Raw genomic sequence first — 13,205 nt, forward strand, 5'->3', positions numbered from 1 at the left:
AGCCTGCGGCCGGCCTCCGATAGGGCCGCAGCCGGTTGCGCTCATGACCTGCTTCCGGCCGAACGCAGCCTTATCGCGAAGAGCGCACGCGTCCCGTGTTGACTAGCATCGCCTTGGTCGCAGCCGCCGCCGCATCGTCATGGACGGTCATCGACGCGCCGCGCCCCGGTATCGAATGGCAGTGCACGAGCATGGTCAAGCAACAGTGGACCACCCAGGTGACCGGCGGAAACCTGCAGTTCTCGCCGCGCACGCCGGCGGCCAAGAATCGCGACCTGGTCTGGGCGATCGGCAAGCGCGGCACGCTCGTAGGCCGCAATCGCGGCCTGGCCGGCGGCACTCTGGAGTGGGTGACGGATTCGGGCCGAGAACGGCGCACCTTGCTTGACATCAGCCCGGTCGCGTTCGCCGAGCATCGCGGCGATATCTTCGTCGCCGCCGGCCTCTCGCACCGTGTGCTCGGCGACGGCTCGATCTATCGCCTGCGTTCGCGCAGCGACGGCCAATGGCAGATCGAGAAGGTCCTGGACCTGGAGGAGGCGCCGCTCGGCGCCTACGCCCGCAACGGCTCCTGGTACCTGGTCACGGTGCTGGGCGTCACCCGGCTGGACCTGCGCACGCTGCAGACCACGCGCGTGCATCAGAACATGTACTGGTGGCATCTGGACCCGGCCAGCATCGTCGAGCATCGCGACCGCTGGTACATCGGCGCGCGCCGCGGCGTGATCCGGCTCACCCGCGACGGCGATGGCTACCGCGAGCAATGGATGGTGCCGAGCGACTGCAAGACCTTCGTCGGCGACTGCGAATGTTCGCCGGGAACCGCGACGGCCGGGTCGGGTGCGGGGCGGTAATTGCGCCGTTCGCCGCCCCGATTCGCCTCGCCGCGCCGGCGGCGGACATGAAAACAAGGGCATAAAAAAAGACCCGCGATCAGGATCGCGGGTCTTTCAGTATTTTGGCGCCCGAAGTTGGACTCGAACCAACGACCCCCTGATTAACAGTCATCGCTACAGTTGTTTTAGATCAATGACTTACGTCGAATCAATTTACGTCTTTGCTCTCAGTAAGTAGTTGATACGGTTGACTTGTGCGGTCCAATTTTACGTACTGCCCTAGCCGGTTTGCCGGCAGCGCGCTCTATTGGGTGCTTGACAGTCCGTGATATCGCGGCGTTTCAGCTCGTGATCTCAAAAGACCGAAGTTATCTTTTGAGTTCAGCCAGTGCTACGAACTCTTGAACGACAACGCGCAGATCCTGGGTGAGCTTGTCGATGTCCTTTCGCTGTGCAATGTAGCGTCGACTATGCGCAGAAAGGTCCCCCACATCCTTAAGCCTGGGGAGAGCTTGCTTGGTGTTCCTGCTTAGGTTCCAAGCAGTTTCGGCAAGGGTAATGGCTATCAAATCTCGTAAAAATAGGAGATCACCGCTTGGGCTCTTGATCTTGTCGATGATTCCGTGCTTCTCGAAAGATTCGATGATGAGAGTCTCGACTAAGCGGCGGATCATCACAGCACACGCGTCATACCAACCATTGGCGTATGCGCCGTTGATCTGATGCACTACTCGCTCGATATACCCGCGGGAGTTCCTAACCAACGAGAAGTAGATGACAGGGTCATCTGGACTCGGGGCACCTTCCTCCGGGGGAGGGTTCTGGCCGCGGACGCTATCCCGCAACTGCCTAACCCCGCGCAGCGCACTTTCGACGTCCATTTAGCCTATCCCTTCAGGGGAAGGTGCTTTGCCATGCTCTCGAAGATCTTGTCGATCTGCTCAGGACTGCTGTCGGGCGATATGTGTATCTGGATGTCAACATGCAACTTAGGACTGAACACTGGCTTCCCGCCAGTGCCGGGCGTTTCGCCAGTTGAAGGCACATCTTGATGCACAGCCTTCTTCGTAGCCGGAGTGGCTGCAACTTTTGGAGTGGAGGACTTGATCGGCTTCGGCTTGTCGCCACCATTCTTCAGCTTGGGGGCTTTTTGCTCTTTCGCTTTCGATACGTCTGCTTCAAGAAGCATCGCAAACGTTGCTGTGTAGGCCCTGGCAGCGGATTGCCCGACTTTCGCATCTCTGGCAAACCAATTCTCAATGGCCTTGCTGTCGATGTTCTGCGGATCGTGGAAGATGTCTCGAAGTTCTTGGGGATATACCTTCTCGAAGATCTTCTCGCATACTCCCGCGTACTTGCTATCGTCGCGCCAGTCGTAGGCGAGGTCAGTCGGCTTACTGTCCTCTCCGATAAGTCCGAAAGCACGAAGCGGCGGGATGATGTTCGCACTGGCCGAAGCCTCACTCATCCCCAAAGCCGTAGCTACATAGCTGGGTGAAACCCGCTCAGGCGTCCGTTGCTTGAACTTGTCGCGGAGCAGAAACCAGTTATTGCGCGGGATCTTCGGGTAACTCTTCTTCTCGTCAGCCATTCCTTGCCCCCGTTTGGGCCACCCCAGCCCTTGAGATCCTATTTACCACAGAGCCAGATTGTCCGCTGGGGCAATCAATTCCTGTGAAAAATAGCTAGCGGGAGAGGTGGGGTCTGCGCTTGAAGCGATCCTTGACCGCCTCTTGCAATGATCAGCTTTCTGAGGTCGCCAGAGTTGCGTTACGCCTCAAAATTCAGGCAAGAAAACTTGCAGGAAGACATCTCTTGAGCCATGAGGCGAATTTTACGTCGGACGTAAAATTAAAGGCCCACGCATTGCTGCATGAGCCTCTGTAAGTCTTTGAATTTCTGGCGCCCGAAGTTGGACTCGAACCAACGACCCCCTGATTAACAGTCAAGTGCTCTAACCGGCTGAGCTATTCGGGCGGGGACGCATATCCTAGGGGGAGGTCCCCGGGGGGTCAAGCCCTGAGACGCACCGCCGTGCGCTGCGATCACGGCGGCGGGCAGCGCGGCGGGTGCTTGGGCCGGGTGGTCTGAACGCGGCCGGTGGCGTCGATGCGCATTTCGCCCAGCAATTCATCGCCGCGACATACCTGCAGCAACTGGTTGCGGTCGATATTGTGGCCGTCGCGACCGTAACTCAGCACCGGCTGTCCGAGGGTGGAGCGGATGGTGAGCGCGTGGCGGGCGTAGACGACCTCGCGCAGGGGTTTGTCGGTGGCGTCGGGCCGTTGGTCGCCATTGCGGTCGACGAAGATCACCCAGCCTGCCTCCCAGCGCCCGTTCGGGCGGCAGCGCCCGTTCTCGGCTCGCGGGCAGAGCACGACTTGAGTCCGGCGGGTGATGGCCGCACCTCTGGCGTAGTCGACATCGGCGCTGAGGGATTGCAGGGTGCTGGCGAGCTCGTAGCGCTCCAGCGTGGGGTTGGCCAGCCCCAGGCTGCCGCTGAGCAGGCCCAGGCCGAGCAGGGCCGGAAGGGTGGCGAAGCCGCCGGCGTAGCGCCGGTGTTGTCCTGTGTTCATGTCGACCGATTCCGTTCGGAGGAGGCTCCAGCTTCCGCGCAACGGCGGCTCCGGGCCATCGGAAGGAGCGGCTCGGTCGCGTAGGAAAACCACCCGGCCGCGTGTCGCCGCGTCTGGGTACACTTGAGGATCGACCGCAGCCGATGACCATGAACGAACTCATTCATCCCGCAGGTTTCCAGCTGGTCGCGCCGTATTCGCCGGCCGGCGACCAGCCCCCCGCGATCGAGCGCCTGATCGCCGGTTTCGAGAGCGGCCTGGCCCAGCAGACGCTGCTGGGCGTGACCGGTTCCGGCAAGACCTACACCATCGCCAACGTGATCCAGTCGGTGCAGAAGCCGACCCTGGTGATGGCGCCCAACAAGACCCTGGCCGCGCAGCTGTACGGCGAGTTCAAGGCGTTCTTCCCGCACAACGCGGTCGAGTATTTCGTCAGCTACTACGACTACTACCAGCCCGAAGCCTACGTTCCGTCCAGCGACACCTTCATCGAGAAGGACAGCTCGGTGAACGAGCACATCGAGCAGATGCGGCTGTCCGCGACCAAAGCTCTGCTGGAGCGTCGCGACACCATCATCGTGTGCACGGTCTCGGCGATCTACGGCCTGGGCGATCCCAACGAATACTTCCGCATGGTGCTGCACATGGTGCGTGGCGAGCGCATCGATCAGCGCGAGCTGATCCGCCGCCTGACCGAGATGCAGTACGCGCGCAACGACACCGAACTGCGCCGCGGCACCTACCGCGTGCGCGGCGAGGTGATCGACGTGCATCCGGCGGAATCGGAGATGGAAGCGCTGCGTATCGAGCTGTTCGACGGCGAAATCGAGAACCTGACCGCGTTCGACCCGCTCACCGGCGAAACCCTGCGCAAGCTGCCGCGCTACACCATCTATCCCAAGTCGCATTACGTGACCACGCGCCGCACCGTGCTGGACGCGATCGACGCGATCAAGGACGAGCTGCGGATGCGCCTGGAGCAGCTGTACGCGCAGAACAAGCTGGTCGAAGCCCAGCGCCTGGCCCAGCGCACCCAGTTCGACCTGGAGATGCTGGCCGAGGTCGGCTACTGCAACGGCATCGAGAATTACTCGCGCCACCTGACCGGGCACATGCCCGGCGAGCCGCCGCCGTGCCTGTTCGACTACCTGGCGCCCGACGCGCTGCTGGTGGTCGACGAATCGCACGTGACCGTGCCGCAGATCGGCGCCATGTACAAAGGCGACCGTTCGCGCAAGGAAACCCTGGTCGAGTTCGGGTTCCGGCTGCCCTCGGCGCTGGACAACCGGCCGCTGAAGTTCGAGGAATGGGAGGGGCGCTCGCCGCGCGCGATCTTCGTTTCGGCCACGCCCGGCCCTTACGAGCTGGGCAAGTCGGAAGGGCAGGTGACCGAGCTGGTGGTGCGCCCGACCGGCCTGATCGACCCGGTGGTCGAGATCCGCCCGGTCGCGACCCAGGTCGACGACGTGCTGGGCGAGATCAACCAGCGCGTCGAGATGGGCGACCGCGTGCTGATCACCACCCTGACCAAGCGCATGGCCGAAAACCTGACCGAGTACCTGGGCGAGCACGGCATCCGCGTGCGCTACCTGCATTCGGACGTGGACACGGTCGAGCGGGTCGAGATCATCCGCGACCTGCGCCTGGGCAAGTTCGACGTGCTGGTCGGCATCAACCTGCTGCGCGAGGGCCTGGACATGCCCGAGGTGTCGTTGGTGGCGATCCTGGACGCGGACAAGGAGGGCTTCCTGCGCTCGACCGGCTCGCTGATCCAGACCATCGGCCGCGCCGCCCGCAACGTGCGCGGCAAGGCGATCCTGTACGCCGACCGGATCACCCGCTCGATGCAGGCCGCGATCGACGAGACCGACCGCCGCCGCGCCCGCCAGGTCGAATACAACGCCGAGCACGGCATCACCCCCAAGTCGGTGGCCAAGGCGGTGGTGGACCTGTTCGAGGGCGCGCGCGCCGATCCCGAAACCGTGCGCGGCCGCGGCAAGGGCCGCAAGGTCGCCGAGACCGCGGCCGACTATGCCGCGCTCAGCCCGTCGCAGTTCGCGGCCAGGATCAAGGCGCTGGAACAGCAGATGTACCAGCACGCCCGCGATCTGGAGTTCGAGGAGGCCGCGGCGGTGCGCGACCAGTTGCGCAAGCTCAAGGACGCCGGCTTCGCGGCCTGAATGCGATCCGCCGGCGCTGCCGGCGGACGCGACAGCGGCGACGGCGTTCGCGTCCGCGGATGCTTGTCGGCCGCTCGCCGCTGGGCTACACTGCGCGCCCCTCGCCGGGGAGTTTTAAGCAAGTTCGGCGACGGGCGGTTAGCTCAGCGGTAGAGCACTACCTTGACATGGTAGGGGTCACAGGTTCGAACCCTGTACCGCCCACCAATTCGGTGACGAAAGGCCTGGCGCAAGCCGGGCCTTTCTGTTTTCGGCGCCCGCCGCGGATTCGCTCCCGGGACCCGCGCAGAACGCCCGCCAGCGCCGTCCTCGTTGACTTGGCCCGCTTCGTCCCCAACTATTAGCGCTACCGACACGGCATCCGGCCGCGTCCCGCGAACGAGGTGGCCCGCGTAACCGCCGGCCTAGCGTGCGACATGGACACTACCCGCGCCCATCGTTGAATCGCCCGAGGCACCCGCGAACGCAGGCGCCCTCGTGGCGCTTTTTTCTTGCTTCCGCTCCCCGCTGCGTCCGTTTCGACCCCCTTGCGTATCCCGTAGTCGCGTCCCGTTCCCTGAACGGTCGTCGGGTGCCCGCGGCGCAGGCCGCGTCCCCGCCGCCCAGGCGACGGTTCCGGCGATCCCGGGCCGCGACCCACATCGCTCCATACTCAGAATCCAGATCCCGAACGCCATGATCGCCATTACGCTCCCCGACGGCAGCCGCCGCGAATTCGAACAGCCCGTATCCGTCATGGAAGTCGCCGCCTCGATCGGCGCCGGCCTGGCCAAGGCCACCGTCGCCGGCGAAGTCGACGGCAAGCTGGTCGACGCCAGCGACCGCATCGACCACGACGCCACGCTGCGCATCATCACGCCCAAGGATCCGGAGGGCGTCGAGATCATCCGCCACTCCTGCGCCCACCTGGTCGGCCACGCGGTCAAGCAGCTGTACCCGACCGCGAAGATGGTGATCGGCCCGGTGATCGAGGAAGGCTTCTACTACGACATCTGGTACGAGCGCCCGTTCACGCCCGAGGACCTGGCCGCGATCGAGCAGCGCATGATCCAGCTGATCGACAAGGACTACGACGTGATCAAGAAGGTCACGCCGCGCGATGAAGTGATCGAGGTGTTCCAGTCGCGCGGCGAGGACTACAAGCTGCGTCTGGTCGAGGACATGCCCGACGAGCAGGCCATGGGCCTGTACTACCACGAGGAATACGTCGACATGTGCCGCGGCCCGCACGTGCCGAACACGCGTTTCCTCAAGGCCTTTAAGCTGACCCGCATTTCCGGCGCGTACTGGCGCGGCGATTCCAAGAACGAGCAGCTGCAGCGCGTCTACGGCACCGCCTGGGCCGACAAGAAGCAACTCTCGGCCTACATCCAGCGCATCGAGGAAGCCGAGAAGCGCGACCACCGCCGCATCGGCAAGCAGCAGGATCTGTTCCACCTGCAGGAAGAGGCGCCGGGCCTGGTGTTCTGGCATCCCAAGGGCTGGTCGATCTGGCAGGTGGTCGAGCAGTACATGCGCCGCGTCTACCGCGAAAGCGGCTACGGCGAAGTGCGCTGCCCGCAGATCCTGGACGTGTCGCTGTGGCAGAAGTCCGGCCACTGGGACAACTACAAAGAGAACATGTTCTTCACCGAGTCGGAGAAGCGCACCTACGCGGTCAAGCCGATGAACTGCCCGGGCCATGTCCAGGTGTTCAACCAGGGCCTGCACAGCTACCGCGACCTGCCGATCCGCTACGGCGAGTTCGGCTCCTGCCATCGCAACGAGCCCTCCGGCGCGCTGCACGGCATCCTGCGCGTGCGCGGCTTCACCCAGGACGACGGCCACATCTTCTGCCTGGAAGACCAGATCGAGGCCGAAGTCACGGCCTTCCACCAGCAGGCCCTGGCGGTCTACGGCGATTTCGGCTTCGAGGACATCCAGATCAAGATCGCCCTGCGCCCGGAATCGCGCCTGGGCGACGACGCCACCTGGGACAAGGCCGAGGCCGCCCTGCGCAGCGCCCTGGGCGCCTGCGGGGTGGAATGGCAGGAACTGCCGGGCGAGGGCGCCTTCTACGGCCCCAAGATCGAATACCACCTCAAGGACGCGATCGGCCGGACCTGGCAGCTGGGCACGATGCAGGTCGATTTCATGATGCCCGGCCGCCTCGGCGCCGAGTACGTGGACGAGCACAGCCAGCGCCGGACCCCGGTCATGCTGCACCGGGCCATCGTCGGCTCGATGGAGCGCTTCATCGGCATCCTGATCGAGCACCATGCCGGCCAGTTCCCGGCCTGGCTGGCCCCGGTCCAGGCCACCGTCATGAACATTACCGACGCCCAGGCCGATTATGTGGATGAAGTCCGGAAACTCCTTGCAAATCAAGGGTTCCGGGTCCAGGCCGATTTGCGGAACGAAAAGATCGGCTATAAGATTCGCGAGCACACGCTGCAGCGGGTGCCATACCTGCTCGTAATCGGCGATCGCGAGAAGGAAAATGGCATGATTGCGGTGCGCACTCGGGGAGGGGAGGACCTGGGGACGATGACCGTCGCCGAGTTCGCCTCGCGTTTGCACGACGAGAGCGTCGCTTAAGCCGCGTAGCAGCCAGTTTCAGATCCGTCCCGGAGTGGTCCGGGACGGCCCGACACGGAACGCCGTGTCCACTTTGGAGATTGCAACAATCAGTACCCCCGAGAAGCCGAGCCGTAAGAACCAGGAGATCCGCGTACCGCGCGTGCGCGTGATCGGCAGCGACGGCGAAATGATCGGCGTGCTCACGCGCGACGAAGCGCTGCGCATGGCCGAAGAGGAAGCCCTGGATCTGGTGGAAATCCAGCCGAATGCTGATCCGCCGGTCTGCAAGATCATGGATTTCGGCAAGTTCCGCTTCGAGCAGCAGAAGAAGGCCAACGAGGCCAAGAAGCGGCAGAAGCAGGTCGAGATCAAGGAACTCAAGTTCCGCCCGGTGACCGACGAAGGCGACTACCAGATCAAGCTGCGCAACATGCGCCGGTTCCTGGAAGAAGGCGACAAGGTCAAGGTCAACATCCGTTTCCGTGGCCGCGAGATGAGCCACCAGGAACTCGGCCGCGAGATGGCGGCCCGGATCGAGGCCGACCTGGGCGAAGACATCGTGATCGAGTCGCGTCCGCGCCTGGAAGGCCGGCAGATGGTCATGATGATCGCGCCGAAGAAGAAGACCTGATCCCCGGCGACCGCCGGATCGAGTCCGAAAACCCCCGCCGAGTGCGGGGGTTTTTTGTTTCTGGGCCGTCGCGGTCGCGGTCGCGGTCGCGGGTGCGGGCGGGGCTGCGGGGCTGCGGGGGCGCCGATCCCGTCCCCGTTCCCATATCCGTGGACCGCAGGCGCGGCTGAGGCCTGGACGAGGCCCGCGCGACCCCCGGGACGGGCCGGGGCAGCCGGGAATCTGTGACGCACGACCCAACGCGGGGCGCGTCGTCGCCGCCGCGCGACTTGTCCCGGCCATGCCTTCGCGGCACCATGCGGTGGGGTAGGTGCGCGGTGTGCGCGCCCTGAGGTGCTGATGCGACCGGAACGCGCGAAAGCCCGAAGGATGGCGGGGGCCATCCTGTTGATGATCGCCGCATGCGCGGCATGTACGACTTGCGCCATGGAGAAGAACGCAATGCTCGCAACCCAAGCCCGCCCGCGCGGGCAGGAGATCTTTGCCGACCCCGCGGTCGCGGCCCTGGCCGAAGCGATCGCCGACGGCGATACCGCCCGCATCCGCACGCTCGCGCCCGGCGTCGACCTGTCGGCGCGCGGCGACAAGCAGGTGACCCTGCTGCAATGGGCGCTGCTCAACCAGCGCCTGGACAGCCTGAAGGCGCTGCTCGACGCCGGCGCGGACCCCAGGCAGCCCGGCGTGGACGGCGACACCGTCCTGCACATGGCCGCGGCGGCCAACGACGGCGCCTACCTGTCCGAACTGCTTGCGCGCGGCGCCGATCCGAACGTGCGCAATCCCGAATCCGGCGCCGGCCCGCTGCGCGCCGCGCTGATGGGCGAGCGCGAGGCTCAGTTCCGCGCGCTGCTCGCCGCGGGCGCGGACCCGAACCTCGCCGACCGCCTCGGCAATACGCCGCTGCACATCGCCGGCCAGATCAACGATCCCGCTCGCGCGCTCGACCTGCTCCAGGCCGGCGCCGAGCCGAACGCGCGCAACGCCCAGGGCGCGACGTTCCAGGCTTATCTGTTCATGACCCGGGCGTCGCTGCTGACGGCGCAGGCGCGCAAGCAGCGCGAGGCGGTCGAAGCGTGGTTGACCGGGCATGGCGTTGCGCTGGAGGGCGCGCGCTGAGCACGTAGCAAACGACAGGATGTCGGCCGCGCGGCCGGCCAAATCCGTAACGGGGAGTGGCAAGGATGAATGCACTGATCGATCCGGAGCGCCTGCACGGCCAGCGCCCGTCGTTCGCCGACGAAGTGCGCGGACAGACCGCGCTGCCGGTGGACATGACCCTGGCGAAGCTGATGCGCGACGTCTACGACTACGACCGCAACGGCCGCCAGGAAGGCGTCGGCGCGTGGAAGCCGATGGGCGAGGACGAACTGCGCCAGGTCGGCATCGATCCGACCCTGCTCAAGAACCAGAGCAGCGGCTTCCTGGCGGTGGTCTACGGCGACGGCCAGGGCCGCCACGTGCTGGCCTACAGCGGCACCGACGAGCCCAAGGACTGGTTGACCAATTTCGGCCAGGGCCTGGGCTTCGAGACCTCGCAGTACAACCAGGCGATGGCGCTCGCCCGCCAGGCCAAGATCGCCTTCGGCCAGGACATGGTCATCACCGGCCATTCGCTGGGCGGCGGGCTGGCCGCGGCGGCGGCGGTCGCCACCGATACCCCGGCGGTCACCTTCAACGCCTCGGGCGTGCACGACAAGACCCTGGAGCGGATCGGTCTGGACCCGGACGCGGTGAAGCACGAAGCCGGGCAGGGCCTGATCCGGCGTTACGCGGTGCAGAACGAAATCCTGACCGAGCTGCAGGAGAACAAGCCGATCATCCGGCACCTGATGCCGGACGCGGTCGGCCACAAGATCGAACTGCCCGACCCCGATCCGCAGACGTTCTGGCAGAAGCTCAACCCGGTCAAATCGATCAAGCACGGCGTGGCGATGCACTACATCGACTCGGTGATCGAGGCGCAGGAAAAGGCCTTCGGCAAGGATTTCGAGGGCAAGGGTCTTGAGAGCAGGGTTTCCGCGAACCAGGCTCCGGAAAGCCGGGGCGCGCGCATGGACGAGCCCTCGCACCCGGCCAATGCCTTGTATCGCCAGTCGTACGGCGGCGTGCAGGACGGCGCCGCCGCGCGCGGCCTGAACGGCGGGCAGACCGAACAGCTGGCCGGGGCGCTCGCGCTGGAAGCCCAGCGCGGCGGCCTGCAGCGGATCGACCAGGTGGTGTTCGGCGAGGACGGCCGGCGCGCCTTCGCGGTCCAGGGCACCCGGCCCGAGTCGCAGCAGGTCGCCCACGTCGACGTGGCGGCGGCCCGCGAGCAGTCGCTCGCGCTCAGCAGCGAGCAGTCGCTCCAGCTCGCGCACCGGGCGGCCGCGGCCGCGCAGCCGGCGCCGCAGGCCGAGGCCTTGAGTGCGGCCCGGGGCCGCTGACGCCGGCCCCGCCATCGCCGACTAAATCGCTGATTTGCATAAGAATCCCAGGGTCTGCATAATGTGCGGCCCGGTTCGCCGGGTTTGTTGTGCGCAAGACTCAGGACCTGTTGCTGATCTCGTTTCAGATCAATGACTTACAAGCCGGCAAGGGCAGGACGGAAAGAGTGGCCATGCCACCGCCCAGGCCAGTGACATAACTCCGAAAGGACATCGCAATGCCCAAGATCAAGACCAATCGGGCGGCAGCCAAGCGCTTCCGGAAGACCGCTTCCGGCAAGTTCAAGTGCGGCCACGCCAACAAGAGCCACATCCTCACCAAGAAGGCCACCAAGCGGAAGCGCAACCTGCGGCAGACGAACCATGTTCGTCCCGAGGACGCAGGCCGTCTGGTTCGCATGCTGCCGTATCTCTGAGGAGGACTGAACAATGGCACGAGTTAAGCGTGGTGTTACGGCGCGCCGCCGTCACAAGAAAATCCTGAAGCAGGCCAAGGGCTACTATCACGCCCGCCGCAAAGTCTTTCGCGTCGCCAAGCAGGCGGTCACGAAGGCCCTGCAGTACGCCTACATCGGTCGTAAGCAGAAGAAGCGCAATTTCCGTTCGCTGTGGATCACCCGCATCAATGCGGCTGCCCGCATCAACGGCATGAGCTACAGCCGTTTCATGAACGGCCTGCTCAAGTCCGGCATCACCCTGGACCGCAAGGTGCTGGCGGATATCGCCGTGCACGACGCGGTGGGTTTTGCGGCGCTGGCCGAAAAGGCGAAGAGCGCGCTCGCGGCGTAACCTGTTTCCATCCCCGTCCCGAGCCACGTGCCCCGCACTGGTTCGGTGCGAGGGACAACGTGGTTAAGGCATGGGGAAGGGCGCGAGTCCTTCCCCATTGCCGTTTTTGGGCTCCCGTAATCCGTTGCTGCGTAAGGCGAACCAGGAAGCAGACCCCCATGGGTGAAATCGAGCAACTCAGCCAGCAATCGCTCGCGCAGATCGCGGCGGCCACCAGCTCCGAAGCGGTCGAGGCCTTGCGCATCGCCCTGCTCGGCAAGTCCGGCAGCGTCACCGCGCAGCTCAAGCAGCTGGGCGCGCTGCCGCCGGAACAGCGCAAGAGCGCGGGCGAGGCGATCAATCGCGCCCGCGACCTGCTGACCGCCGCGCTCAACGAGCGCAAGCACGCGCTGGACGACGCCGCGCTCGACGCGCGACTGGCCTCCGAATCGATCGACGTGACCCTGCCCGGGCTCGCCGCCGACGTCGGCGGCCTGCACCCGGTCAGCCGGACCATGGAGCGCATCGCCGACATCTTCGGCCGGCTCGGTTTCGCGCTCAGCGACGGTCCCGAGATCGAGGACGACTGGCACAACTTCGAGGCCTTGAACTTCCCGCCGCACCATCCGGCGCGGGCGATGCACGACACCTTCTACTTCCCGCCCGACAGCGCCGGCGTCGCCCGCCTGCTACGTACCCACACCTCGGGCGTGCAGGTGCGCTACATGCTGCAGGCCGTCGCCGATAAGAGCGGGCCGCCGCTGCGCATGATCGCGCTGGGCAAGGTCTACCGCAGCGACAGCGACCAGACCCACACCCCGATGTTCCACCAGTGCGAAGGCCTGCTGGTCGACGAGCACGCCAGCTTCGCCGACCTCAAGGGCACCTTGGCCGAGTTCGTGCGCGCGTTCTTCGAGCGCGATTTCGAAATGCGCTTCCGTCCGAGCTATTTCCCCTTCACCGAGCCCTCGGCCGAGGTCGATATCGCTTGGCAGCAGCCCGACGGTTCGACGCGCTGGCTGGAAGTGCTGGGCTGCGGCATGGTCCATCCCAGCGTGCTGCGCAACGTCGGCATCGATCCGGAGAAGTACACCGGCTACGCGTTCGGCCTGGGCGTGGAGCGCTTCGCGATGCTGCGTTACGGCGTCGACGACCTGCGCAGCTTCTTCGAGAACGACGTCCGCTTCCTGAAGCAGTTCGCTTGAGAGCCGATATTCGGGATTCGGGATTCG

12 protein-coding genes and 2 tRNA genes are annotated in these 13,205 nt (G+C 65.2%); 10 read left to right on the plus strand and 4 right to left on the minus strand.

Features of this window, described 5'->3' with window-relative positions; genetic code table 11:
* Positions 1 to 191: 191 nt before the first annotated feature.
* Positions 192 to 854, plus strand: a complete 663-nt coding sequence (locus ASD78_RS07230) for a hypothetical protein (protein WP_162250140.1) — start codon at positions 192 to 194, stop codon at positions 852 to 854.
* Between the two features lie 350 nt (positions 855 to 1,204).
* Here the strand turns inward: ASD78_RS07230 and ASD78_RS07235 are convergent, their stop codons facing one another.
* The 4 genes from ASD78_RS07235 to ASD78_RS07250 form a co-directional block, all read right to left on the minus strand.
* On the minus strand, positions 1,205 to 1,717 hold the full coding sequence (locus tag ASD78_RS07235; protein WP_056099589.1) for a hypothetical protein: 513 nt from the start codon (positions 1,715 to 1,717) through the stop codon (positions 1,205 to 1,207).
* Positions 1,718 to 1,722: 5 nt separating this feature from the next.
* On the minus strand, positions 1,723 to 2,427 hold the full coding sequence (locus tag ASD78_RS07240; RefSeq protein ID WP_056099592.1) for a DUF5343 domain-containing protein: 705 nt from the start codon (positions 2,425 to 2,427) through the stop codon (positions 1,723 to 1,725).
* A gap of 309 nt (positions 2,428 to 2,736) precedes the next feature.
* Positions 2,737 to 2,813 (minus strand) — tRNA-Asn (locus ASD78_RS07245).
* 68 nt (positions 2,814 to 2,881) lie between these two features.
* Entirely contained in the window at positions 2,882 to 3,412 is a 531-nt protein-coding gene (locus tag ASD78_RS07250) for a GspH/FimT family pseudopilin (protein WP_055902757.1), read from the minus strand.
* Positions 3,413 to 3,561: 149 nt separating this feature from the next.
* Here ASD78_RS07250 and uvrB point away from each other — a divergent pair, with 149 nt between their 5' ends.
* From uvrB to pheS, 9 genes are all read left to right on the plus strand, one after another.
* Positions 3,562 to 5,592, plus strand: coding sequence for an excinuclease ABC subunit UvrB (gene uvrB / locus ASD78_RS07255; protein WP_055903957.1), 2,031 nt, complete (start codon positions 3,562 to 3,564; stop codon positions 5,590 to 5,592).
* A 132-nt stretch (positions 5,593 to 5,724) separates the two neighbouring features.
* Positions 5,725 to 5,799 (plus strand) — tRNA-Val (locus ASD78_RS07260).
* 468 nt (positions 5,800 to 6,267) lie between these two features.
* Complete coding sequence (thrS, locus tag ASD78_RS07265) at positions 6,268 to 8,169, plus strand: threonine--tRNA ligase (RefSeq protein WP_056099594.1); 1,902 nt, start codon at positions 6,268 to 6,270, stop codon at positions 8,167 to 8,169.
* Between the two features lie 88 nt (positions 8,170 to 8,257).
* Positions 8,258 to 8,782 (plus strand): translation initiation factor IF-3, encoded by a 525-nt coding sequence (gene infC / locus ASD78_RS07270; protein WP_235565829.1) that lies wholly within the window; start codon positions 8,258 to 8,260, stop codon positions 8,780 to 8,782.
* 441 nt (positions 8,783 to 9,223) lie between these two features.
* Positions 9,224 to 9,898, plus strand: a complete 675-nt coding sequence (locus ASD78_RS07275; protein WP_055903951.1) for an ankyrin repeat domain-containing protein — start codon at positions 9,224 to 9,226, stop codon at positions 9,896 to 9,898.
* Positions 9,899 to 9,963: 65 nt separating this feature from the next.
* Entirely contained in the window at positions 9,964 to 11,205 is a 1,242-nt protein-coding gene (locus ASD78_RS07280; RefSeq protein WP_056099597.1) for an XVIPCD domain-containing protein, read from the plus strand.
* Positions 11,206 to 11,423: 218 nt separating this feature from the next.
* A complete protein-coding gene (gene rpmI, locus ASD78_RS07285) occupies positions 11,424 to 11,621 on the plus strand; it encodes a 50S ribosomal protein L35 (protein ID WP_055902747.1) in 198 nt (65 codons plus the stop codon).
* A gap of 13 nt (positions 11,622 to 11,634) precedes the next feature.
* On the plus strand, positions 11,635 to 11,994 hold the full coding sequence (gene rplT / locus ASD78_RS07290; protein ID WP_055902745.1) for a 50S ribosomal protein L20: 360 nt from the start codon (positions 11,635 to 11,637) through the stop codon (positions 11,992 to 11,994).
* 158 nt (positions 11,995 to 12,152) lie between these two features.
* Complete coding sequence (gene pheS / locus ASD78_RS07295) at positions 12,153 to 13,178, plus strand: phenylalanine--tRNA ligase subunit alpha (RefSeq protein ID WP_055902743.1); 1,026 nt, start codon at positions 12,153 to 12,155, stop codon at positions 13,176 to 13,178.
* Positions 13,179 to 13,205 lie beyond the last annotated feature (27 nt).

The organism is Lysobacter sp. Root667 (assembly GCF_001427715.1).
Taxonomy (GTDB): Bacteria; Pseudomonadota; Gammaproteobacteria; order Xanthomonadales; family Xanthomonadaceae; genus Lysobacter.